Annotated in this window: 21 protein-coding genes; 3 read left to right on the forward strand and 18 right to left on the reverse strand. The window is 65.1% G+C overall.

Going from position 1 to position 21,041, the window contains the following annotated elements:
* Positions 1–56: 56 nt before the first annotated feature.
* The 4 genes from WS49_RS19775 to WS49_RS19790 all read right to left on the reverse strand — a co-directional run bounded on the left by WS49_RS19775 (position 57) and on the right by WS49_RS19790 (position 2,721).
* On the reverse strand, positions 57–245 hold the full coding sequence (locus WS49_RS19775; RefSeq protein WP_059532195.1) for a hypothetical protein: 189 nt from the start codon (positions 243–245) through the stop codon (positions 57–59).
* A gap of 13 nt (positions 246–258) precedes the next feature.
* On the reverse strand, positions 259–1,458 hold the full coding sequence (locus WS49_RS19780; RefSeq protein WP_059532198.1) for an aminotransferase-like domain-containing protein: 1,200 nt from the start codon (positions 1,456–1,458) through the stop codon (positions 259–261).
* Between the two features lie 382 nt (positions 1,459–1,840).
* Complete coding sequence (locus WS49_RS19785) at positions 1,841–2,089, reverse strand: hypothetical protein (protein WP_059532201.1); 249 nt, start codon at positions 2,087–2,089, stop codon at positions 1,841–1,843.
* Between the two features lie 92 nt (positions 2,090–2,181).
* Positions 2,182–2,721, reverse strand: coding sequence for a hypothetical protein (locus WS49_RS19790; RefSeq protein WP_179949273.1), 540 nt, complete (start codon positions 2,719–2,721; stop codon positions 2,182–2,184).
* Here WS49_RS19790 and WS49_RS19795 point away from each other — a divergent pair.
* Genes WS49_RS19795 through WS49_RS19805 form a run of 3 tightly spaced genes read left to right on the forward strand, consistent with a single transcriptional unit; the run spans position 2,695 to position 6,723 of the window.
* Positions 2,695–4,662, forward strand: a complete 1,968-nt coding sequence (locus WS49_RS19795) for a hypothetical protein (RefSeq protein ID WP_257127727.1) — start codon at positions 2,695–2,697, stop codon at positions 4,660–4,662. The genes WS49_RS19790 and WS49_RS19795 overlap by 27 nt on opposite strands.
* Positions 4,550–6,274 (forward strand): NAD(P)/FAD-dependent oxidoreductase, encoded by a 1,725-nt coding sequence (locus tag WS49_RS19800; protein ID WP_257127726.1) that lies wholly within the window; start codon positions 4,550–4,552, stop codon positions 6,272–6,274. The genes WS49_RS19795 and WS49_RS19800 overlap by 113 nt, the downstream gene beginning before the upstream one ends.
* Positions 6,274–6,723 (forward strand): GtrA family protein, encoded by a 450-nt coding sequence (locus tag WS49_RS19805; RefSeq protein WP_257130209.1) that lies wholly within the window; start codon positions 6,274–6,276, stop codon positions 6,721–6,723. Before WS49_RS19800 ends, WS49_RS19805 begins: the two co-directional genes overlap by 1 nt.
* 163 nt (positions 6,724–6,886) lie before the next feature.
* On the opposite strand, the gene WS49_RS19810 is transcribed toward WS49_RS19805, so the two are convergent.
* From WS49_RS19810 to WS49_RS19875, 14 genes are all read right to left on the reverse strand, one after another.
* The gene (locus tag WS49_RS19810; RefSeq protein ID WP_059532213.1) at positions 6,887–7,075 is read right to left on the reverse strand and encodes a hypothetical protein; all 189 of its coding nucleotides are present in this window, start codon (positions 7,073–7,075) and stop codon (positions 6,887–6,889) included.
* Positions 7,076–7,135: 60 nt separating this feature from the next.
* On the reverse strand, positions 7,136–8,320 hold the full coding sequence (locus tag WS49_RS19815; RefSeq protein WP_059532216.1) for a thiolase family protein: 1,185 nt from the start codon (positions 8,318–8,320) through the stop codon (positions 7,136–7,138).
* Between the two features lie 161 nt (positions 8,321–8,481).
* Positions 8,482–8,667: a rubredoxin gene (locus WS49_RS19820; protein WP_059532220.1), complete on the reverse strand. Its 186-nt coding sequence runs from the start codon at positions 8,665–8,667 to the stop codon at positions 8,482–8,484.
* Complete coding sequence (locus WS49_RS19825; protein ID WP_257127725.1) at positions 8,664–9,491, reverse strand: alpha/beta hydrolase; 828 nt, start codon at positions 9,489–9,491, stop codon at positions 8,664–8,666. The genes WS49_RS19820 and WS49_RS19825 overlap by 4 nt, the downstream gene beginning before the upstream one ends.
* A gap of 95 nt (positions 9,492–9,586) precedes the next feature.
* Positions 9,587–10,684, reverse strand: coding sequence for a fatty acid desaturase (locus WS49_RS19830; RefSeq protein WP_059532226.1), 1,098 nt, complete (start codon positions 10,682–10,684; stop codon positions 9,587–9,589).
* A 13-nt stretch (positions 10,685–10,697) separates the two neighbouring features.
* Positions 10,698–11,018 (reverse strand): acyl carrier protein, encoded by a 321-nt coding sequence (locus tag WS49_RS19835; RefSeq protein WP_059532229.1) that lies wholly within the window; start codon positions 11,016–11,018, stop codon positions 10,698–10,700.
* Positions 11,019–11,074: 56 nt separating this feature from the next.
* Complete coding sequence (locus WS49_RS19840) at positions 11,075–12,058, reverse strand: acyl-CoA desaturase (protein ID WP_059532232.1); 984 nt, start codon at positions 12,056–12,058, stop codon at positions 11,075–11,077.
* A 24-nt stretch (positions 12,059–12,082) separates the two neighbouring features.
* On the reverse strand, positions 12,083–13,042 hold the full coding sequence (locus tag WS49_RS19845; protein WP_059532235.1) for an acyl-CoA desaturase: 960 nt from the start codon (positions 13,040–13,042) through the stop codon (positions 12,083–12,085).
* A 49-nt stretch (positions 13,043–13,091) separates the two neighbouring features.
* The gene (locus WS49_RS19850) at positions 13,092–14,981 is read right to left on the reverse strand and encodes a fatty acyl-AMP ligase (RefSeq protein ID WP_257127724.1); all 1,890 of its coding nucleotides are present in this window, start codon (positions 14,979–14,981) and stop codon (positions 13,092–13,094) included.
* Positions 14,959–16,377, reverse strand: a complete 1,419-nt coding sequence (locus WS49_RS19855; RefSeq protein ID WP_059532238.1) for an MFS transporter — start codon at positions 16,375–16,377, stop codon at positions 14,959–14,961. Before WS49_RS19855 ends, WS49_RS19850 begins: the two co-directional genes overlap by 23 nt.
* 4 nt (positions 16,378–16,381) lie before the next feature.
* Positions 16,382–17,074 (reverse strand): hypothetical protein, encoded by a 693-nt coding sequence (locus tag WS49_RS19860; RefSeq protein WP_257127723.1) that lies wholly within the window; start codon positions 17,072–17,074, stop codon positions 16,382–16,384.
* 209 nt (positions 17,075–17,283) lie between these two features.
* Positions 17,284–18,288, reverse strand: coding sequence for an aromatic ring-hydroxylating dioxygenase subunit alpha (locus tag WS49_RS19865; protein ID WP_059532242.1), 1,005 nt, complete (start codon positions 18,286–18,288; stop codon positions 17,284–17,286).
* A 78-nt stretch (positions 18,289–18,366) separates the two neighbouring features.
* On the reverse strand, positions 18,367–19,449 hold the full coding sequence (locus WS49_RS19870; protein WP_059532245.1) for a fatty acid desaturase family protein: 1,083 nt from the start codon (positions 19,447–19,449) through the stop codon (positions 18,367–18,369).
* Between the two features lie 108 nt (positions 19,450–19,557).
* Positions 19,558–20,943 (reverse strand): NAD(P)/FAD-dependent oxidoreductase, encoded by a 1,386-nt coding sequence (locus WS49_RS19875; RefSeq protein ID WP_059532249.1) that lies wholly within the window; start codon positions 20,941–20,943, stop codon positions 19,558–19,560.
* Positions 20,944–21,041: the final 98 nt, after the last annotated feature.

The following is a 21,041-nucleotide window of genomic DNA, read 5'->3' on the forward strand; positions in this document are numbered from 1 at the left end:
GCGCCAGCTTAACCGTTTCGGCGGCGGGATCCCGTTGCGGGCCCCCGCCGTGCGGTTCAGTTGTAGCCGAGGACGACCGGTGCGGCGTCGCGCGTGTCGGTCGAATCCGCGCCGAAGCGGCCGAGCACGTCGGCGACGTATTGCGGCCCCGCGCTGATCTGCGACGACTTGTGTTCGACGGGACGGATAGCGGCCATGCGCGGCGCTTCGTCCATCCATGCGGTGTCGTTGACGACGATGCTCATGTGTCTCTCCTCCTCACGCGGCCAGCGCCGCACCATACGCGCGCACGAGGCGCGCCACGCCTTCCCGGATCGCGTCGACGTCGGGCGCGGCGAACGACAGCCGCAGCGAAGCGGCGTCGACGTTGTCGGCAAAGAACGCCTTGCCCGGCACGAAGACGACCTTGTTCGCGATCGCCTGTTGCAGCAGCACGTCCGACGACACCGCGCCGATCCGCGCCCACACGAACATCCCGCCTTCGGGACGATGGAACGCGATCGCATCGCCGAAGCCATCGCGCAGCGCGTCGCACATCGCATCGCACTTGCGCTGGTAGGCCGCCGTGATGCGCGGCAGATGACGCTCGAGCGCGCCGTCGGCGAGATACTCGGCGGCGGTGGCTTGCGTCCACGGCGCGCTGCACAGGTCGACCGTCTGCTTCGCGATCACGCAGCGCCGCGCGATTTCGGCCGGCGCGATCGTCCATCCCACGCGCAGCCCCGGCGCGACGATTTTCGACAGGCTCGCGAAGTGCACGATCCAGTCGCGTGCGCCTTCGACTTCGTTCGCGAGCGCGAGCATCGACGGCACCGGTTCGCCCGCGAAACGCAGATCGCCGTAGGGATCGTCCTCGACGATCAAGAAACGGTATTGCACCGCGAGACGCAGCAGCTTCAGGCGGCGTTCGCGCGCGAGCGTCGCACCGGTCGGATTCGCGAAGGTCGGCACCGTATAGAGCAGCTTCGGCTGCACGATCGCGCCGGATGCAAGTTGCGAGGCGAGGCGGTCGACGTCGAGGCCATCGCCGTCGACGGGAATCGTCACGATGCGCGCCTGTTGCAGACGCATCGCCGACAGCGTCGCCGGATACGCCGGTTGTTCGGTCAGCACGACGTCGCCCGGGGCGACCATCACGCGCAGCAGTAGATCGAGGCCCTGTTGCGAGCCGGTCGTGACGAGCAGTTCGGCCGGCGTGCACGTCACGTTGCGGCGCGCCATCAACGCGATCAGTTGCTGCTTCAGTTCGGCCAGGCCGTCGGTCGGGCCGTATTGCAGGCAGCGGACCGGCTGCGCGTACGCGCGTTCGGCAGCCGTGTTCAGGCCGTCGACGTCGAACAGGTCGCTGGCCGGGTAGCCGCCGGCGAACGAAATCATCCCCGGTTCGGAGAGGTACTTGAACAGCTCGCGGATCGGCGAACCGGCGGGATTCTGGAATGAGGGCGTGAACGCGTACATGTCGTCGTGAGCTGGGTGGCGGCGACGGCCGGGATAGCCGACAGGGCCGCCCGCCAAGGCGCTTCTGGCGCAACGGCGGGAATTCGAGCCACGATTGTCGATAGTCATTAACGCCGCGGCAAACGATATCTATGCACTAGGTCTTGCGGTTTGGTCATCAATTGGGAGAGGCAGATGCCGACTGTCCCGGGCGAATGCATGCGGCCGCATCGAACGCGCGGGGGATACCTGAACTGTTCTCGATCCGTTCCGGCGGACGCGTCGGGCACGTGACGCCGACCGCAACCCTGATGGCGCCCGGCGAGTTGCCGCGACGTTTCAGATCTGCAACCTGATGTGCGTTCCGGATGCCCGGGTCGCACCCGATGCGCACACGGTTCGACTAGACCGCCGATTCCCGCCATGGGCGTCGCCGGCGCAGCGTGACGAGCTGTCCGGCACGCATGCGCCCCTTGCGCAGCAACGATCCCGCCATCCGCTCGCCTGCCGCTGCTTCACGGCTGAAACCGATCATCCGGTCTTCGCGGCCGGTGATCAGTCGCGTCGCGATGGACGATCGACCCGATCCGACGGTTCCCGACCGTTTCAAGACCGACACATTTCCCGCGACGACCGGTATCCCGGCCTGCATCGACGTCGCCTCATCGGTCCGAACGCACGCGCCGGCGGGCGTGGCACGCTCCGTGCGTTCACGCCGAAGGCGCCGGACAGCCGTCCCGGCGCTCAATCAAATATTTCGAAAAGTCCGCGTCCGGCACACCGGTAAGACGCTTTTTCGGTGCAGGACGCATCGGGGGACACAATGAAAACAAGCACCACGATCTCGATCGCGGCGTCGCCGGGGATGAACAGCGACGCGGCAACGATCGCACCGCGGCCGATCCGCTGCGCAAGCCGGGCATTCCCGCAAGCATCCGCGCCCGCTCGGAACCCGCGGACGCCTGCACACGCACGACCGCCCCATACCGCCTCTCTCTTCACCGGCATGCGCGTCTGCGTACCGCCGACGATGGGCGGCATGGCGAAACGCGCGCCCTGAGCGGCCCTCTGCATCTCGCCTGAAGGCTCTCGGGCCGTCAGGGTACGCCGCGCCGCCGCCCGCGAAGCCGGGACCTCATGGTCCGTTTCGTCGCATACGAAGCGCCGGCTCACGAAATGTCGTCGATAAAAGTCTTCCACTCGATCATGAATCGGACTGAGAAAAGCCCTTGTTCGGTCATCGCACTTGCGCTTTCGTTGGCCGTTCTGTTCCTGATAACGCATCCTTATACAGGCATTCGGCACGACGCGATCCTGTACACCGCGCAGGCGCTGTATAACGCGCATCCCGAGCATTTCTCGCACGATCTGTTCTTTGAATTCGGTTCTCAGGACAACTGGACGATTTACGGTCGGATCTTCGCGACGCTGATCTCGGCATTCGGGCTCCGCGCCAGCAATCTCGCGTGCCTGATCGCGATCCAGGCGCTCTGGTGGAGCGGCATGTGGCGCCTGGCGAAGAAACTGCTGCCCGCCCCGTGGCACTGGCTTGCGATGTTCCTGGTCGCCTGCATGCCGTCCGATTACGGCGCCGGCCTGGTCTTTTCGTATGACGAAGGATTTCTCACCGCCCGGCTTCCCGCCGAAGCACTCGGCCTGTGGGCGATTGCGTCGATGCTCGAAGGCCGTCATCGCATTGCCATCGTGCTGACGATCGTCGCAACCGCCATTCACCCGCTGATCGGCGGCGCGTCGCTCGTCTTCGTCGTCCTCGGCCGGACGCCACGCGTGAAGTGGTGGCGGCTATTGCCGCTCGCGCTCATGACTTTCGCCGTCGTCGAGATGCCGCCGCTCAAGGTGTTCCACCTCTATCCGTTCGATCCGGAATGGCGGTCGATCGCGCGATACAACGTGCCATTCCTGTTCCCGACGTTGTGGTCGCTCACTGAATGGAACAAGGTGTGCTGGGCTATCGCACTTCCCGCGGCACTATGCGCGAATCAGGCGCAGGATCACCGTGCGCTGTGGTCGAATCTCACGCTGATCGGCATTGCCGGCATCGCGCTGACCACGATCGCGGACCTGGCCGGACAGGACGCGATCTGGATACAGATGCAGCCGTGGCGCACGCTGTGGCTGCTGACGTTGATGCAATGGCCCGCGGCCATTTTGCTCGTGCGACGCGAACGCCACACACGGCCGACCCTGATCTGGCTGCTCGCGATCTGCTGGCTCCTGCTCGACGTCGGCGGCGGATTCATCGCACTGGCGGTTGCCGCGACGCTCCACGCGGCAGCCCGTCGCCGGGCGCCCGCCGCTCCCGGCGCGCGGCTTGCCGACCTCACTCCTGCGCTTCGCCGGATGTGGATCGGGACGACCCTCGCTGCCGCGACGATCTGGGTCATATACCAGTGCGCGTATCAGGTCGGTCGCGTCGCGTATCCGACCGGCAGCGTGATGTTCGACATTCCGTGGCTCGAAACGCTGATTCACACACACCTGGTCATCACGCTGGCCGCGGTGCTCGCCGTGCTCAATCTGTCGCGCAAACGAATCGCGGCCATCGGCTTGCCGGTGATATTGGCCGCATTCGCCGCATACGGACTCGTCAATATCGACCAGCGGTCGGAAGCAGCCAGGATCCTGGAAGCCGGCGCCGATCGCGTCGACTTCACGCCGTTCGAAGGTACGGTCGCGCGCGGCGCCATCGTCTATTGGGACGGACCGGCGGACGAAGTCGTCTATCCGTGGCTGATGATGAAGACGTCGAGCTACTACTCGTCGACGCAGGCCGCGGGTCTGATCTTCCATCGCCGGACTACCTTCGAGGCGGTGCGACGGGTCGAACTGATCAAGCAAGACCCGCGCGCCGCACGACCGCGCGACGGGCACGACACCGACAGAAAGTCGACCGTGTTCGTGTCCAGGTACGAATACGTACCGCTCGACCGAGCGGGCATCCGGCACATCTGTGCAGACCCCGTGCTGGATTTCATCGTGTCGCATCGGCACTACCCGGAGTTGGCAACGGGCTACGCGTGGTCGCCCGAACCCGAAAACACGGTCTGGCTGTACGACTGCCGCAGCATCAGGACGACTGCCGCAACTCCGGATGCATCGTCCGTGCGCATTCAACCACTCGACCGGACGAACGCGATACCCGCACGATCGACCACCCGAGGCGGCGCTTCCCCGCCTCGCCACGCGCAAGTGCGCGACGTCTGAACGGGATATCCGAATCATCGATTCGACATGGCAGTTTGCCGCCCGGCTGGAGCGGCCGATACGACAGTCAATGGACCAGCGACTTGAAACTCGGGGTGACAACATGGATCAATCAGTCGACGTACTCATCATCGGCGCCGGACCCGGCGGCCTCACCGCCGCCTATCTGCTGACCAGGCAGACCGACCTGTCGGTCGCAGTCATCGAGAAAGATCCTCGGTATGTCGGCGGCATCAGTCGCACCGAACAGTTCGACGGCCACTGCTTCGACATCGGAGGACACCGCTTCTTCTCCAAGTCGGCGGACGTTGTCGCACTGTGGCACGAACTGCTCCCGGACGACTTCATCGAGCGACCGCGCAGCTCGCGCATCTTCTACCGGAACAAATTCTATCGATACCCGCTCGACGGCATCGAGGCCTTGCTGAATCTCGGCATCATCGAAAGCACGCGCTGCGTGCTTTCGTACCTCGCAGCCCGCGTCAAGCCCTGTCCAAACCCGAAGTCCTTTCATCAATGGGTCGCCAATCAATTCGGAGAACGACTGTTTTCCATCTTCTTCAAGACGTACACCGAAAAGGTCTGGGGCATGTCGTGCGACGAGATATCGGCCGACTGGGCCGCGCAGCGCATCAAGGGCCTGAGCCTGTCCACCGCCATCGTGAGCGCGGTAAAGCGCTCGCTCGGCATCCGCTCGGGCAAGTCCAGCGTCAAGACACTGATCGAATCCTTCCATTACCCGCGCCGCGGCCCCGGCATGTTGTGGGAAGCCGCCGCCCGGAAATTCCAGGATCAGGGCGGACAGCTGATGATGGGACAGGCGGCCGGCGCAATGCAGTACGACGGCCTCACGCGGCGCTGGCTCGTCGAAACCGTCGGCCAGGACGGACAGACGAATCGCATCAGCGCTCGCGATGTGGTGTGCACCGCGCCGCTGCGCGAAACGCTTCGCGCGATTTCGCCCCGTCCGTCATCCGCGGCTGCCGCGTCGAGACTGCAGTATCGGGACTTCATCACGGTCGCGCTGATACTCGACCGGCCCGCCACCTTCACGGACAACTGGATCTACATCCACGACCCGTCCGTCAAGGTCGGGCGAATCCAGAATTTCGCATCGTGGTCGCCCGAGATGGTGCCCGACGCGGCGACGGGTGGCTGCCTGGGACTCGAATACTTCTGCTTCGACGGCGATTCGATGTGGGAAAGCAGCGATGCCGACATGACCGAACTCGCGATCGGTGAACTCGAGAAGATCGGCCTGGCGACGCGCGACCAGATTCGCGGTTCGCGCGTCGTTCGTCAACCGAAAGCGTACCCCGTGTACGACGACGATTACCGCGACATCGTCGACGAGATCCGTTCGGATCTGGCCGAGCACTATCCGAACCTGCATCTCGTCGGTCGCAACGGCATGCACAAGTACAACAATCAGGACCATGCAATGATGACCGCCATGCTGACCGTCGAGAACATCGTCGCCGGGCACAAGCTTCGCGACGTCTGGGCCGTCAACGAGGACGCGGAGTATCACGAGAGCGGCACCGAACCGCAAGCCGGCGCATCGGGGTTGCGCGCGGTCCCCACCCGCACCGTTCAGTGGGGGCGGACATGATGTTTTCCGGCTACTTCGTCGTGAGCGCCGTGTCGCTCGTCGTCGACTGGGCACTGTTCCTCGCGCTGGCCTCGGCCATGCAGATCGATGCCGGGATATCGGCGTCGGTCGCGTACCTGGTCGGGGGTGGCGTGAATTACGTGCTTTCGCGCCGCTTCGTGTTCCGCTCGACCACGATCGGCCGCCGGCAGGTCCGCGAAGCGCTGCTGTTCGCGGCGAGTTGCGGGTTCGGCTCGCTGCTGACCGCGGGCATCGTGCATCTGGCGGCGGGACTGGTCGGCAATATTGCCGCGAAATGGCTCGCGGTGATGGTCAGCTTCGTCACGCTGTACCTGGTCCGCAGGGGCGCCGTATTCAGGGTGCCGGGGGCGCGCGCGCCGGCCGCGATTCCGGCGACCGGGCGCCGGGAAGCTGGCGGGGACGCTTGTGTCGAGGCGACGGTTCGTTGAATGAGAGAGGATGGTACCGAAGCCAGTTCCGGGGCGGACCGATTGTCCGGCTGGCGTCAGGTCGATCGCGCTCGTGTGCCTGAACGACGGCGTCACCGCTTAGCCGAGCGTCGACGTGTTGCCGGAAAGGCGAGCCGCTTCCTCGGCGGCTCCGAATCGCGCTCTATTCATTCGGAGGCGATACGCCCTTCCCGACATAACCCGCGATCGCCTCCAGCACGCCGAGGTCCAGGTCTTGCACGCGCTCGGCGCCGAAATGGGACAGCCACTTGCGCCAAAGCGCAGTCTCGGCTGCCGTATATCCGGTCGCCGCACGAGGGTTCGTATCTTCCAGTGCTGAACGCTGGTCCATATCTTCTCCTTGATTGACGCGAGCCGGGGCGGTTGCCGCCGCCCCGGCATCAGAACGCCGTTAGACGGATTCCAGGGCGATGGCGATACCCTGGCCGCCGCCGATGCACAACGTCACCATCCCGCGTTTCACGCCATCGCGGCGCATCGAGTGCGCAAGGCGGGTCGTCAAAACGGCACCGGTTGCGCCGATCGCATGACCGTGCGCAATCGCGCCGCCTTCGACATTCACCAGCTCCTCGTCGATGCCGAGTTCCCGCATGACCGCGATCGGCACGGCGGCAAACGCCTCATTGATCTCGAAACGCTCGACGTCCTTCAACGACCACCCGGCGCGGGCGAGCGCCATCTTGACGGCCGGTACCGGCCCGAGTCCGAACATGCCCGGCTCCACCGCCCCCACCCCATAGGAAACGAGCGTTGCGAGCGGCTCGATTCCACGCGCGTCGGCATACTGCCGATCCGCCACGATCATTGCCGCCGCACCGCTGTTCAATCCGGGCGCGTTGCCCGCAGTGATGGTGCCGTCGGAGCGAAACGCGGGCTTCAGTCTGGAGAGCGAATCGACCGTCGTGTCAGGCCGCGGCTGCTCGTCGCGCTCGAATTTGACAGTCTGTTTCCGCCCCTCGATTTCGACCGCGACAAGCTCCGGGTCGAATGCCCCGCGTCCTTGCGCCTGCGCGAAGCGCTGCTGCGAACGCTCCGCCCACCGGTCCTGCTGCGCGCGCGTGATCCCCATCGCTGCAACGAGGTCCTCCGTGTGCCATCCGGAATGCTGGTTGGAAAACGCGTCGACGAGGCCGTCCCCGAGCATGCTGTCGACGATCCCGGCATTCCCCATCCGGTGGCCCCATCGCCCGCTTTCCAGCAGATACGGCGCGCGGTCCATGTTTTCCATGCCGCCCGCCACCGCGACCGAGCCGAATCCAAGCCAGATCTCCTGCGCCGCATTCACGATGGCCTGGGCACCCGAGCCACACACGCGATTCACCGTAAGCGCAGGCACGGCCACCGGCACGCCGCCCCCGATGGCTGCTTGACGCGCGGGGTTCATCCTGTTTCCTGCCTGAATGACGTTGCCCATCACGACCGCCGCCAATTCCGCCGGATCGACGTTGCTGCGACGTACCGCCTCGCGGACCGCGACTGCGCCGAGCGCCGTCGCAGCAACGTCCTTCAACGTGCCGCCGAACGCGCCGATGGGCGTTCTGACGGGACTGCAGATCACTACCTGTCGTGCAACCATTTCCACACTCCATTCAAAGGTGGGTTCCGGCGGAACGGATGGCACCGCCGCCGCACGAGTCGCCTGCCGGGAAGGGATGCCGCTTCGCCTGCCCGGCACGCGTAACCACTGCGATTGTGCCGTCGGACACGAGGAAAGGCGACGCGCGCCTCTCCATCACGTCAGATCGACACCATTTCGAAATCTTCCTTGCCGACGCCGCACTCCGGACATTTCCATTTGGCCGGAATGTCTTCCCAGCGCGTTCCCGGCGCGATGCCGTCGTCCGGCGCGCCCCGTTCTTCCGAATAGATCCAGCCGCACACCAGACACATCAACGTGCGCATCTCCACCGCAGTCGTGCTCATCTCGCCAACTCTCCCAAATTCGACGTCTGTCGCATCACAAACTCGCGCACCTGCTCGCGTACCCTCGCGTCCGACAGGATTCGCCCATGCCCCGCGCCCGGGGCCGGCCACAGCGTCGCATCCTGCAGGCCGGCCACTACCCGCTGCGCCTCGCAGTACGGCACCACCGAATCGGCCGGATCGTGCACGACCAGCACCGGAACGTCGAGCGACGCGCCGCGCGCGAGAATGTCCCAGTGGCTGACCGGTACGCCGTTGCGTCGATGCAGCTCCGCAAAAATGCGCTCGACCACCGGGCGCTGGAACGCCATGTCGCGGCTCGCCCAGCGCTCCAGCACCTCGGTCAACCCGCACGTCGGGGCGATCAGCACGATGCAGCGCAACGATGCGCGGCGCGAGCGTTCCGCCAGCGCGGAAACCGCCGCGATCGAACCGAGCGAATGCGCGATCACCACGTGCGCGCCTTCGATCGCATCGAGCACCGCGCCGGTCGCGCGGGTGAACTGCGTCATCGTCGTATGCTTGCCCGGCGAACGACCGTGAGCAGGCGCGTCGAATGACGCCACCGAGAAGCCCAGGTTCTGCATCGGCTTCACGAAGCTCAGCATGCTGCTGCTGTCGGTGCCCCAGCCGTGCACGAGCAGCACGCGCGACGCCCCGCCCTCCCAGTAATAGGCGTGGTCGATATCCGCATTGCCCTCGATCGGCGTCTCGGTGGCGCCGAGCGGCACCCGATCGCTGACAGGGAGCCCGTAGCCGCGCGTGAAGCCGAACGCGTCGGCCGCCCGCCTTCCGGCGAGGCGCGGCGCGACGGCATTCAGCATCCCGAACGCGCGACGGCGGAGCCGCACGCGCAACGATGGCGCATTCGGCTTCCGCCGAGCGATCGGCGAGACTTCCGTATGGTTCACGGACACCATCACCGGCCCTCCGCCGCCGTGCGCGCGCCGACGGGCACGGCTTCCCGGGACAGGCTCCGGTAGTAGCCCGACTCGGTGTCGTAGAAATGGCAATGACGAATGACGTGCCAAAGATCGCCGAACGTGAAATCCTTTTCGCGGATCATGCCGGGGAACGCCTCCTTGAGCGCCGCCTGGGCCTTCGGCAAGTTGTAGAACGGCACGATCGGCGCGACGTGGTGCGCCGTATGCACCGAAATGTTGTGCGTCATGAAATGCAGCCACTTCGGATACCGGTAGTCGGTCGTCACGAGCAGGCGACTGGCGTTCGGCGTCCAGTGCTGCGACGGCAGGAACGGGATGTCGTCCGACGTGTGGTGCATCAGCGTCGTCGCGCTGAACCACGCGTGAATCATGAGCCACGGCACGACGAAGTACAGGAACAGGCCCGTGATGCCCGTGAAGTAGATCAGCGTCGGGAAGTAAAGCGCCGATGCGATCAGCACGAACGCAATCGAGCGTTTCACGTCGCGCCGCATCTCGCGCTTCGGATAGAAGCCCGGACGGAATCCCGACTCCTTCCAGTAGCTGACCGTGCCCGCCCAGAACAGCCACTTGCGCGTACCGGCGTACTCGAGACGCTTCAGGAACGACATGCGATCGTAAAGCGGCGCGGGAATGGGCCGCCAGTCCGTGTCGAGTTCGAGGTTGTTGGTGTTCGCGTGATGCAGGTTGTGCGTATGGCGCCACGCATGGAACGGATACAGCAGCGGCAGAAGCGACAAATGACCGATCGCCAGGTTGAACCATCGAGAGCGGGAGAACGAGTTGTGCCCGCAATCGTGCGCGATGCAGTGCAGCCCCCAGCCGCCCAGACCTGCGAGCAGCCACAGCGGAACGTAGAACAGCCAATGCGGTGCGTACGCGATGCCGACCAGCGCACCGATGTACGCGGCATAGCTCACCACGAAACCGAGAACGCCGCGCCACGCACGCGGCTCGTACAACGACTTTGGAATCGCGTCGGTGAGCCGCACGCCCTCGAGCGCTTTCGACTTCTGCAGGAATTCGTCGAAACGCGCGGGCGGCGCGCTCGGGAAGGTGTATTTGCTTGTCATGTCGATCTCCCGCTTATGCAGCCTGCAAGCCGAGCTCGGTCGACAGGTGGCGCGCCAGTTCGTCGATGCTGTTGTGTTCGAACAGCAGCGCCGGCGACAGCCGCTGCTCGACGACCTTCTCCAGATCGCCCGACACCTGCACCGCGACGATCGAATCGAGGCCGTATTCGTCGAAGCGCTTCGCGGGGTCGATGGCAGCCCGGTCGACCTTCAACTGCCTGGCGAGCCGGTCGATCAGCCAGCTTCGAATCGACGCTTCGGTGAGGGGGCCGATATCGGCGGCCACCGCCTTCTTGCGGCCGAACAGACCACCCAGAATTCCAGCTTGAGACATGATGAAAAATCCTTCTATACGAGGGAAATGAACGAAATGACGACGGCAAACCTTCTTCAATACGGCTGCTTGGCGAGCTTGCGGATTGCGGCAGGCCCGGGTTGGCGCAGGTCCCACACGACGCCCAGCTTGCCGAGCGTCCACAACACCCACGCGCTGAGATCCGGCTCGTACCACTTCACCGAGTGGCGATACGACGCCGGGAACGCGTGGTGGTTGTTCTGCAGGCCTTCGCCGAACGTGAACACGGCGACCGTCCAGTTGTTCGCGCTGTTGTCGTCTGTCTTGAACGGCCGTCCACCGAACATGTGGCACACCGAACCCACGCACCAGGCAGCCTGGTTGGCCAGGAAAATCCGCGCGAACCCGCCGAACAGCAGGCCGTTCCACGCGCCGTGCCAGGAGCCGGCAATGGCGCCGCCGATCCCGGCCGGCAGCACGAGACCGAGCACGATCCACCAGACGTAGGTACGGTGATAGAAAAACAGACGGCGATCACGCAACACATCGGGGGCGAAGAACGTCCAGCCCGATACGTCCGCGGCCAGCATCCACGGCATGTGCGCATACCAGAGGCCGCGCAGCTTGGCGAACAGCCCCTGTCCGACCAGGTTCGGCGAATGCGGATCGCCTTGCTGGTCGCTGTACAGATGATGACGACGATGCGTCGTCACCCAGAACATGATCGGGCCTTGGGCCGCCATCGACCCGCAGATCAGCAGCAGTCCCTCGAACCACTTCGAAGTCCGGAACGTCTTGTGAGCGAGGTACCGATGGAAGCCCATCGTGATCCCGCCCATGTGCAGAAAATAGAACACCCCGAACAGCACCAGATCGGTGACGGTGAAGTCCCCCAGCACGAGTTGGCGTGCCGCCAGCGCAAAGCCGGCGAGCGGCACCAGCATCACGGCCAGGGCGGTATAGCGCTTGATGCGCGCCCCACTGCCCTTTAGCGGCGAAACACCGGGGATCTGACCGTCGGCGGCCGAGAGCCCGCCGGCGGCAGTCACGCCGGGTGCAACCTGAATCGACGAATTCATAGGATTCTCCAAACGCTAACAGGATTACGGCGAAGTTGAGTGAGCCGCCGCGCGGCGCTTCGGGGCGTAGCGCACCTCCGTGACGAGCCCCAGCGCGTCGAGCAGGCGGATGATCCAGGCGGAGGGATCGAGTTGCCAGAACGCGTGATCGTTGTTGGCGAAGGCCGGCTGCGCGTGATGGTTGTTGTGCCACGCGCCGCCCACCGAAACGATGGCGAGCAGGCCCAGATTGCGACTGTGGTCGCGCGTCGCGTGCGGACGAGTGCCGATGGTGTGGCACAGGGAATTGACCGCCCACGTCGACTGATCGAGCAGGAAGATCCGCGCGAGCCCGCCCCACAGGAAGCCGCCGACGGCCCCGGACAAGGCCTGCCCGGCCGGCGCGAGCAGCGCACCCGCGAGCGCGGGGATGGCGAGGCCGAGCATCACCCACCACGCGTATCGAAGATTGAGATTGACGATCAGGCGGTCGCGCAGCAGGTCCGCGGCATACGCACTCCAGTTCTCGCGTCGCACGGTGAACAGCCAGCCCACGTGACCGTGCCAAAGGCCCGCGAGCCGGCTCGGTTTGCCGTGCCGGTTCGCGCGCGGGCGCGGTGAATGCGGATCGCCGTCCTGATCGGTGAAGGCGTGATGCATCCGGTGCGTGGCGGCCCAGAACAGGATCGGCCCCTGGGCGGCCATGCTGCCGAGTACGCCGAGCATCACGGTGACGATCGGTCGCCCCTTGAACGAGCGGTGCGAAAAATATCGATGCATGCCGGTTTCGACGCCGATCGCGGTCGAGAAATACATCACCGCCAGCAGCACGAAGTCTGTTGCGCGCATGCCGCATATCCACGTGTAGGCGATCGCCAGCGCGAAACCGAGCGCGGGAATGCCCACGGTCAGATAAGCAAGCCGGCGTGCGCGCACGTCGGTGTCGGCTTCCGCGACAACGGCGGTTGCCGGTGTTCGCGAAGCCAGGGAATCCGCTTCAGCCATGACTGGCTCCGAAGAAATGGAATGTGAAAATGAAGTGTTGGCGGACGCCTTACGTGCGTGCCTCGAGCACGCTCAAGCGACCTTGCTGAAACGCCTGCTTGCACGCTTGCCGACGCACCTTGCCGCTGGTCGTGAGCGGAATCGAGCCGGTCGGTCCCAGGTGCACCACCGCCGGCGACACCCCGTGGTCTCGCGTGACCGCCAACGTGATCGCCGCGCGCACCTCGCGCATTTGCTCGGTATTCAGCCGGCGCGAGCGCTTGAGTTCCGCAACGATGACGAGCGACTCCGAAGGACCGCCGTCGATCGAGAACGCCACCACGCCGTTCGTGCGAATCGCGTCGTGCGCCGATTGCACCGATCCCTCGATGTCGTTCGGATAGAGATTGCGCCCGGCGACAATCACGATGTCCTTGATCCGCCCGGTCACGAACAGCTCGCCGTCGTTCAGAAAGCCGAGATCGCCCGTGCGGAGGTAGCGCACGGATCCGCCCTCGCCATCTCCGTCAGCGGGCGTGGCCGCGAAAACGTCGGCGCTGTCGCCGCGGTTCAGATAGCCCGCGGCGACGTTCGGGCCACTGAACCAGATTTCACCGATGGTCCGGTCCGGCTGTACGCGCTTCGTCTCAGGATCGACGATCAGCAGCCGATGCCCGACTGCCACCGGTCCGCACCCGACCAGCGTGGTACGCCCGCGCACATCGGATTCCGTCGCGTGCAGCTCGCACCTGCCGTGAGCAAGTGCCTCCTTGTCGACGTCGATCAGGGTGATCGGCGAACGCCCCACCTTGCCGGATACATAGAGCGTCGCCTCGGCCATGCCATAGCAGGGCACCACGGCGCGGCGCTCGAAGCCATACCGGCCGAAGCGCGTGAAAAAACGTTCGAGCGTCGCGTGGCTCACCGGCTCCGCGCCGCAAAATACGTGTTGCAGCGAGCCGAGATCGAGCGTGTCCGCCTCTTCCTCGCTGATGTTGTCGACGCACAGGTCGAACGCGAAATTCGGCGCGACGCTGGTGGTCACGCGATAGTCGCTGATCGCCTTGAGCCAGCGATACGGCCGCTGGACGAAATGCTGCGGCGACAGGATCACGAGCGGAAAACCGCTGAACACCGCGAGCAGCAGCGCGCCCATCAGTCCCATGTCGTGATACGGCGGCAGCCACGTGCATCCGACACGGTCGCGATCGGGCCCGATCCGTTCGGCGATCACCGCGCAATTGCTGACGAGATTCTCGTGCGTGACGACTACGCCCTTGGGCTCGCCCGTCGATCCGGACGTGTACTGAAGCAGCGCCGGCCGGTCCAGGTCGACACGCCACTCCAGCGAGCCCCCGACGCCATATGCCGATGCTTCGATTTCGTGGAACGCGCTTTCGTCGAGCGTCAGCAACGCCGGCGCGGCACGCTGACCGCCGTAGAGCTCGTCGAGCTGTGGCTGCAGTGAGCGATGAAGCTTGCCGGCGATGACCACGTCCGGGTGAGCGTCGCGACAGATCGATGCGAAGCGGGCCACCGCGCGCGCGCCGGCCGGTGGAAACGAGGGTACCGCGGTGGCACCCGCCAGCAGAATCCCGAACAGCGCCGCGACGTAACCCAGACCGGGTTCGAGCAGAAGCAATACGCGCCGGTCGTGCAGCGGGTGCTGCAGAACCATGTCCCGCACATGGACGGCAGCGGCAGCGAACTGCCCGTACGACCAGCTCACGACATCGTCCTCGCCGTCGCGAAGAAAATGAAATGCGATCCGCTCCGGCGTTTGCTCGGCACGCTCTCGAAGAATGTCGAGCAGGGACGAGCGCTCCGCTGTCGCAGCGGAGGGGAAAATACTACCGGTCATCATGAGGCCCTCGGATAATCGATGTTGTTTTTGTGAAAGCTTTGTACGCGAACCGTTGCCGGCCGATCCGCGCCCCTCAGCGTGCCACCGCGGATGCAAGCGCTCGAGGTCGCGTATCCACCGGCGCGCACAGGATCGCGGTAGCCAGGCCGAGCGCGATCTGCAGATAACAGAGCGTGTGGAATTCGGCGAGGCGCGTTATCGCGTTACCGGTGATGGCGACCGTCAGCGCCACGCCGAACACGGATCCCACCTGGCGTATCGCCTGGTTGACGGCCGAGCCGACACCGAATCGCGCCGGCGGCAGATGCGCGACGGCCGCCGCAGACAGCGAAGGCATGACCATGCCGACCCCCAGCCCCGTGAGGAGCGCGCCCGGCAGCCACGCATGCACATAATCCGGATTGACCCCAGGCACCAGCGCGAACCATATGCTCGCTGCCGTCGAGATCAGGCTGCCCGTCACCAGCAGAACCCGGTGCCCCGCGCGCGCCGCGAACCGTCCGCACACGATCGCCGTCGGAACGACCAGCAGCGGCCCGGGGCTGCCGGCCAGTCCCGCACGCGTCAGCGAATACGACCAGACTCCCGTGGTGAACAGGAACGTCTGAAAGAACATCATCGCAAAGCCGATCGCGAAGCACAGCGAAGCCAGATTGATGTAGCAGTAAGTCCGATCCCGAAACAGCGAAAGATCGATTGCCGGCGACCGTACCGTGCGAGCCCATGCAACGAATGCCGCCAGCATGCCCATCCCGCCTGCGATCGCGAATGCGACTTCCGGCGAAGTCCAGCCGACCGCCTCGGATCGCACCAGACCGACCGCGATGGAACCGACGCCGAGGATCAGCAGGACGACGCCAACCAGATCGAGCGGTGCACCGCGCTCGGGATCACGCGACTCGTCGAGCATGCGCCATCCCTGCCATAGCGCGATTGCGCCAAACGGCAGGTTGAGAAAGAACGCCCAGGGCCAGCCGAAGCGATCCACCATGAACGAGCCGACGCTTGGGCCCAATGCCCCGGCCACCCCGCTGACCGCGCCCCACAAGCTCACGGCCACGGACCGCTTGCCGACCGGAAACGCCGCGAGCAGGATCGACAGCGATGCAGGCAACAACAGCGCCGCCCCCGCGCCTTGCACCGCACGCATTGCCCAGAGCATCTCGACCTGCGTGGCGATCCCGCAGCCGAAAGATCCTCCCAGGAACATGGCGAGTCCAAGCAGGAACGTGCGCTTGCGTCCGCGCAGGTCGGCGAGGCGGCCCGCGGGCACGAGCAACGCGGCGAAGACGAGCGTGTACGCGTTCAGAACCCACGACAGGCCGGCAGAGTCGGTATCGGGAAACGCCCGTCGCAAAGCGGGAAATGCCGCATACAGCACGGTCACGTCGATCGAGACGAGAAACACCGCAACACTGGCGATCCAGAACACCGGCCACGGCGAAATCGAGCTCGGCTGCGCCTGCGCGGCGGACACGCTGGGTCCGTTCATGGACTTAACCCTCGCGAAGCTGAACGTGCATCACGTCGTCATTCGATTCGGATTCCGATTCGAAATACGACCGATCGAGAAACGGGAGCGTTCGCGCCTGCATCCGCGCCTGAAACAGCGCGACGACCGGCCACGGGCGCATCGCCATTGCCATGCCCTTGACCGTGCGCTCGTCTTCCCAGTAGATGACGTTCGCCACTTCCAGCGGCAGCCCGCCGACCTCGCCCGTCCAGAGGCTCAGCGTCGTGGCGTTTGCCGACAGACGCGGCCCGCTCGCACGTCCGCCGTAGACCGCCATCGAATGGCCGCACACGCGCTCGACGTCGTCACGGCCGCGAATCGGTTTGCAGGCCACCGGGCTCGTCAGAAACATCTCGTCGACGATGGGGAACGGCAACTTGGCGTCCAGCACTTCGTCGGCAGGTATCGGCGGCAACGCGGTTTCGATTCCCGGGGGCAGCACCCACGCGTCTGCGTCGACGAGATCCCGGCTCGCGTCATACAGCGCCCGGCGCACCGGTGCGGGAAACGAGCCGAGGAAGATGTCGACCTGGATGCGTGTACCCGACCGGCGCGCCACTGTCACGCCGCGAATCCGGCGGCCCTGGAAGAGGCCGAGCCATTCGCGCCCGCCGATGTCCGCACCGCTCCAGGCGTTTTTCGACTCGACTTCGGAAAAGATGCCGGCGGCGGCCATCGCAAGACGCTCGACGCGGTCGCGACCGACGATCTCTCCGAACGTCATGGGATGCAGCAAGCCGACTTCGTCCTGCGCCGACATTCCGAGTTCGCCGAGCAACTCGCCGACATAAAGGCTGGACTGTCCTTGGTGACGCATCGTCGCTTCCTTCTCGATCATCGTCGTTTCCTCTTCCGCGTGCGGCACGCGCTCCGTCCCGACGGGCGTCATACGGCCGCTCGAATGGATGCGTTCGCACCCATTCGCTCCAATATCCGCCGCGCGGCGAACGCCGGGCGATCGAGCTGGATGTCGATCATCGGCGCCGTGGGGCTCCAGTTCGCCTGCAAGCTCTCCGCGACATCCTTGTCCTCCATCACGGTGGCGAACACTTCCTTCGCGGTGAACTCGGTGAACCGCTCGTTGTCGACGTCGAAATCGCGATGCATGCCCACGAACACATGCGTCGTGGTATCCGTGGCGGGCGTGAAGATCGTCGTCGTATAGACGTGGAAGACCTGGCCGCTCGAATCGTCGCAGGCGTGAGCCCTCGTTTCGACCCGCGTGTTGCCGATGGGCCAGTAGAGCACCTCCTGGAAGCGGTCGATGTAGTCGAGCTTCAGGATATGGGTGTAGAGCGGCGGCGTCTTCTCGCGGCGCAGGTAGCGCCGCACGCGGACTTCATCGTCGTTGATCACGATTTCGGGCGGCGTCTCGACGATGTCGAGCGAGCCGAGCGTCTTCGCATGCACGAAGGCGGCGTGCGAGATGTCGAGGATGTTGTCGATGCCGAACAGGTAGCTGCACGCGATCGTGCAATAGCTCATCTTCCCGGCAAGCTCGGGCGCCGAACAGACCCAATGGTTGGGGATCGCCGCCTCGTCGGCCTTGTCGGGCTCGCCGGTCCACAGCCAGATGAAGCCGTATTTCTCGACGGCGGGAAACGACCGCACGCGTGCGCCCTTCGGGATCACGGTCTGGCTCGGAATGCTGACGCACGCGCCGGAGCAGTCGTACCGGAGCCCGTGATACCAGCACTGGAGTTCGTCGCCGACCACGCGCCCCCGCGATAGCGGAACCTGCCGGTGCGGGCACCGATCCTCGAGCGCGACGATCTGATTCGCCTGCGTACGGTACATGACGATCTTCTGGTTCAGAATCGTCCGGGCAAAGGGCTCCCTCTGGACTTCCGCTGAAAGTGCTGCTGCGTACCACGCATTCTGGATAAACATTGATTCCTCACTTTGCTACATGGGCGGCGGTGGCACACCGACGCGAGCTCGAGTCGCCGTGTGCGTTCGTGATCGGTTCTATCTGCGCGCGACGGCGACCATCCGGTCGTCGTCCCGGGCGTCGGCTCCGGCCGCTTCGCGATCGAGACGGCCGTCCGCCATCTGCTCGAGAAATTCGTCCGACGCGGACTGCAAATTCACGCAGGGATACTGAAAGCGGCCGGTCGTATAACGAAGCGCGCCCAGGAAGGACGGCTCGACCGGCGCGCCTTCCGCCTCGAACAGCCCGTGCGACGCCAGGTACGTGTGAAGCGCGGGCAACCGGTAGCACGGGACGGCCGGATACTGGTGGTGTTCAAGGTGGAAGTTGCTGCCGAAGAACAGCGCCGTATAGATCGGCGACGTGTAGCTGCGACTGTCGCGATATCGCCCCGGCACGGTATCCGTGTGTTCGATGTATGCGCGGATGGTGCTGAATACGTACACCCCGATATACGGAATCAGCATGACCGTGAAACCGAGCCACAGCGAGCGATGCCAGATGAATCCGTAGGCCGTTATCGCGCACAGGCTCAGCGCGATGTTGATCCGCGAGATCCAGCGCATTTCGCGCTGGCTGAACGGCAACCGCGTGTTCTCCGGCCACGGCAAACCTGCCGCCATGCGCGCGGCGTTCCGCGTGTAGATCCGCACGCCCTTGGAACGCGCGAGAAAGAAGCGAGACCAGAAGGTTCTGTACTGCGAATAGATCTGGACATCCGGATCGATGTCCTGACCGGTGAAGCGATGGTGCTTCCAGTGCGTCATGCTGAAGCCCACGATCAGGAAACCCGGCACCAGCGACGAGCAGATGAGCGCCAGCGCGGCGCTCACGTACTTGTTGCGATGCAGGTTCGTGTGCATCCCCTCGTGTCCGACGAAAGTCAGCAAATGCATGCCATGTCCGCCGATCACACCCAGGACGATGGCCAGCGCAATTCGGACCGGCGTCGACATCGGGATATCGACGACGGCGAACGCCACTGCGGCCGGAATCAGGAAGAACGCGAGCGCGTGCGCCAGATAGAGGATCGTGGCAACGGCGCTGATCCGGTGGAAGTGCCGTGGCAGCTTGAGCCGCGACAATGCGACGTCACTGTCCAACGTGGCTGCGATGGTCATGGCCTCTCTCCTCGATTGATGCGATGCAGGGCCGGCGATTGGCGAACGTGCCGCGCCGTGGCTTGAAATCGCGTGGCCGCAACGACCACGCACCGCTGTTGCGCGCGTTCAAATGGATTCCCCGACTGATACGTCGCGCTCGACGCCGGCGGCAAACGATTCCAGCTCGTCCGACTCGCGCACGCGGGAGCGCCGGGCGCGCGCCTCCTCCGCGAGCTGCACGCGCCGCGCCATCTCGGCGCGAATCGCCTCGCCTCGCCGGGACATGTCGATCAACGGCTGGATCACGCCCGTTTCGCCGCCGGCCATTGCCTCGTCCGCCCACTTCTTGATATCGCTCGGATCGAATACGGCAAACGGCGAGCACTGGCGATTCTGCGAAGCGAGCAAACGCGCCTGCAGTTCCGGATCGTTCGCAAGCTTGCGGTAAAGGATCCGGCTGAGCGGATTGTTGTGGCCGAGTGCGCCGCGGCCGCGCGAATATTCGAACAGGTCGATCGAGGTCGCGTCGCGCTGGCGCCAGTAGCACTCCAGCGCATGCTCGTCGCCCTCGACGATGGCCTGGGCGAGCGAGCGCGCATCGCGCAGTGCGTCGGTAATGCCGAATCCCGGCGACGGGTCCATGAAGAGGCCCGCATCGCCCACGAGGGCCCAGCCGGGCCCTGCGGCCTGACGGAAGAAAAAGCGCAGCTTCAATGCGCCGAGCACCTTGCTGGCGGGCGCGTCGGCAACCAGCGGCGCCGTGTGACAGTTGCCCTTCAGTGTCTCCGTGAGCTTCTCGAGCACACGGCCCTTCCATTCCGGCAACTCCATTTTCGGGAACGCCACCCCGATCAGCAGCAGGTCTCGGTTGGTCGGAAAAACGAAGACGATGTCGTCGCCGAAGGTGCAGTTCATCGCTCCGCCGCGATAGCGCGGATCGGTATCGAACCAGTCCGGCCGCGGCCAGTACGCCCAATACATTGCACGCGGGCCGTCGTAGCCGTGGTACTCCTCGGCACCGACGAGGTCCGCCATCGTCGAGTGTTGGCCATCCGCGCCCACCACGACCCGCGCCCGGATCTCTTCACGCACGCCGTCATGTTCCACCACGGCGCCCGTCACCCGTTCGCCGTCGCGCAACAGACCGACCAGCCGGGTCCGCGTGCGGACCTGAGCCCCCGCCGCCCGCGCCTCCTCCAGCAACAGCGCATCGAGATCCATCCGACGCGGACAGGAGCAGCCTCCGCCGACGGGATACTCGATGCAGCCGAGCACGTCGTCGCCCCCATACATCATGCTGGGCACCGGCGGCGCGAAACGGCGAACCTTGTCGCCAAGCGCCAGTTCGTCGAGGAGCGCCATGCCGTAAGGCGAAATCCAGTGCGTGGACAATGGCTGGTCGCTCGGGAGATTGCTCGCATCGATTGCCAGAACGCGCTTGCCGGCGCGCGCCAGATGAATCGCGAGCGTGGCGCCCGCGCAGCGAGCGCCAACGATGAGGGTGTCTAACACGGAGAATGTCCTTCGGATAACGATCAGAACCGGAATGGCACGTGACGCGACTTCGCCGTCGCCGTCATCATCGAGTCGATGAAGAAGCGGCGAACCAT

The organism is Burkholderia sp. RF7-non_BP4 (genome assembly GCF_001521935.1).
Lineage (GTDB): Bacteria > Pseudomonadota > Gammaproteobacteria > Burkholderiales > Burkholderiaceae > Burkholderia > Burkholderia diffusa.

What these genes read in the sequence shown, in the direction of transcription:
- WS49_RS19790 (WP_179949273.1), bottom strand. Translation starts at nt 2,721, where the DNA reads ATGCGTTATCAGGAACAGAACGGCCAACGAAAGCGCAAGTGCGATGAC.
- WS49_RS19775 (WP_059532195.1), bottom strand. Translation starts at nt 245, where the DNA reads ATGAGCATCGTCGTCAACGACACCGCATGGATGGACGAAGCGCCGCGC.
- WS49_RS19845 (WP_059532235.1), bottom strand. Translation starts at nt 13,042, where the DNA reads ATGGCTGAAGCGGATTCCCTGGCTTCGCGAACACCGGCAACCGCCGTT.
- WS49_RS19855 (WP_059532238.1), bottom strand. Translation starts at nt 16,377, where the DNA reads ATGAACGGACCCAGCGTGTCCGCCGCGCAGGCGCAGCCGAGCTCGATT.
- WS49_RS19870 (WP_059532245.1), bottom strand. Translation starts at nt 19,449, where the DNA reads ATGACCATCGCAGCCACGTTGGACAGTGACGTCGCATTGTCGCGGCTC.
- WS49_RS19785 (WP_059532201.1), bottom strand. Translation starts at nt 2,089, where the DNA reads ATGCAGGCCGGGATACCGGTCGTCGCGGGAAATGTGTCGGTCTTGAAA.
- WS49_RS19825 (WP_257127725.1), bottom strand. Translation starts at nt 9,491, where the DNA reads ATGCTGAATGCCGTCGCGCCGCGCCTCGCCGGAAGGCGGGCGGCCGAC.
- WS49_RS19815 (WP_059532216.1), bottom strand. Translation starts at nt 8,320, where the DNA reads ATGGTTGCACGACAGGTAGTGATCTGCAGTCCCGTCAGAACGCCCATC.
- WS49_RS19780 (WP_059532198.1), bottom strand. Translation starts at nt 1,458, where the DNA reads ATGTACGCGTTCACGCCCTCATTCCAGAATCCCGCCGGTTCGCCGATC.
- WS49_RS19820 (WP_059532220.1), bottom strand. Translation starts at nt 8,667, where the DNA reads ATGAGCACGACTGCGGTGGAGATGCGCACGTTGATGTGTCTGGTGTGC.
- WS49_RS19835 (WP_059532229.1), bottom strand. Translation starts at nt 11,018, where the DNA reads ATGTCTCAAGCTGGAATTCTGGGTGGTCTGTTCGGCCGCAAGAAGGCG.
- WS49_RS19865 (WP_059532242.1), bottom strand. Translation starts at nt 18,288, where the DNA reads ATGTTTATCCAGAATGCGTGGTACGCAGCAGCACTTTCAGCGGAAGTC.
- WS49_RS19830 (WP_059532226.1), bottom strand. Translation starts at nt 10,684, where the DNA reads ATGACAAGCAAATACACCTTCCCGAGCGCGCCGCCCGCGCGTTTCGAC.
- WS49_RS19840 (WP_059532232.1), bottom strand. Translation starts at nt 12,058, where the DNA reads ATGAATTCGTCGATTCAGGTTGCACCCGGCGTGACTGCCGCCGGCGGG.
- WS49_RS19800 (WP_257127726.1), top strand. Translation starts at nt 4,550, where the DNA reads ATGCATCGTCCGTGCGCATTCAACCACTCGACCGGACGAACGCGATAC.
- WS49_RS19860 (WP_257127723.1), bottom strand. Translation starts at nt 17,074, where the DNA reads ATGGCCGCCGCCGGCATCTTTTCCGAAGTCGAGTCGAAAAACGCCTGG.
- WS49_RS19805 (WP_257130209.1), top strand. Translation starts at nt 6,274, where the DNA reads ATGTTTTCCGGCTACTTCGTCGTGAGCGCCGTGTCGCTCGTCGTCGAC.
- WS49_RS19810 (WP_059532213.1), bottom strand. Translation starts at nt 7,075, where the DNA reads ATGGACCAGCGTTCAGCACTGGAAGATACGAACCCTCGTGCGGCGACC.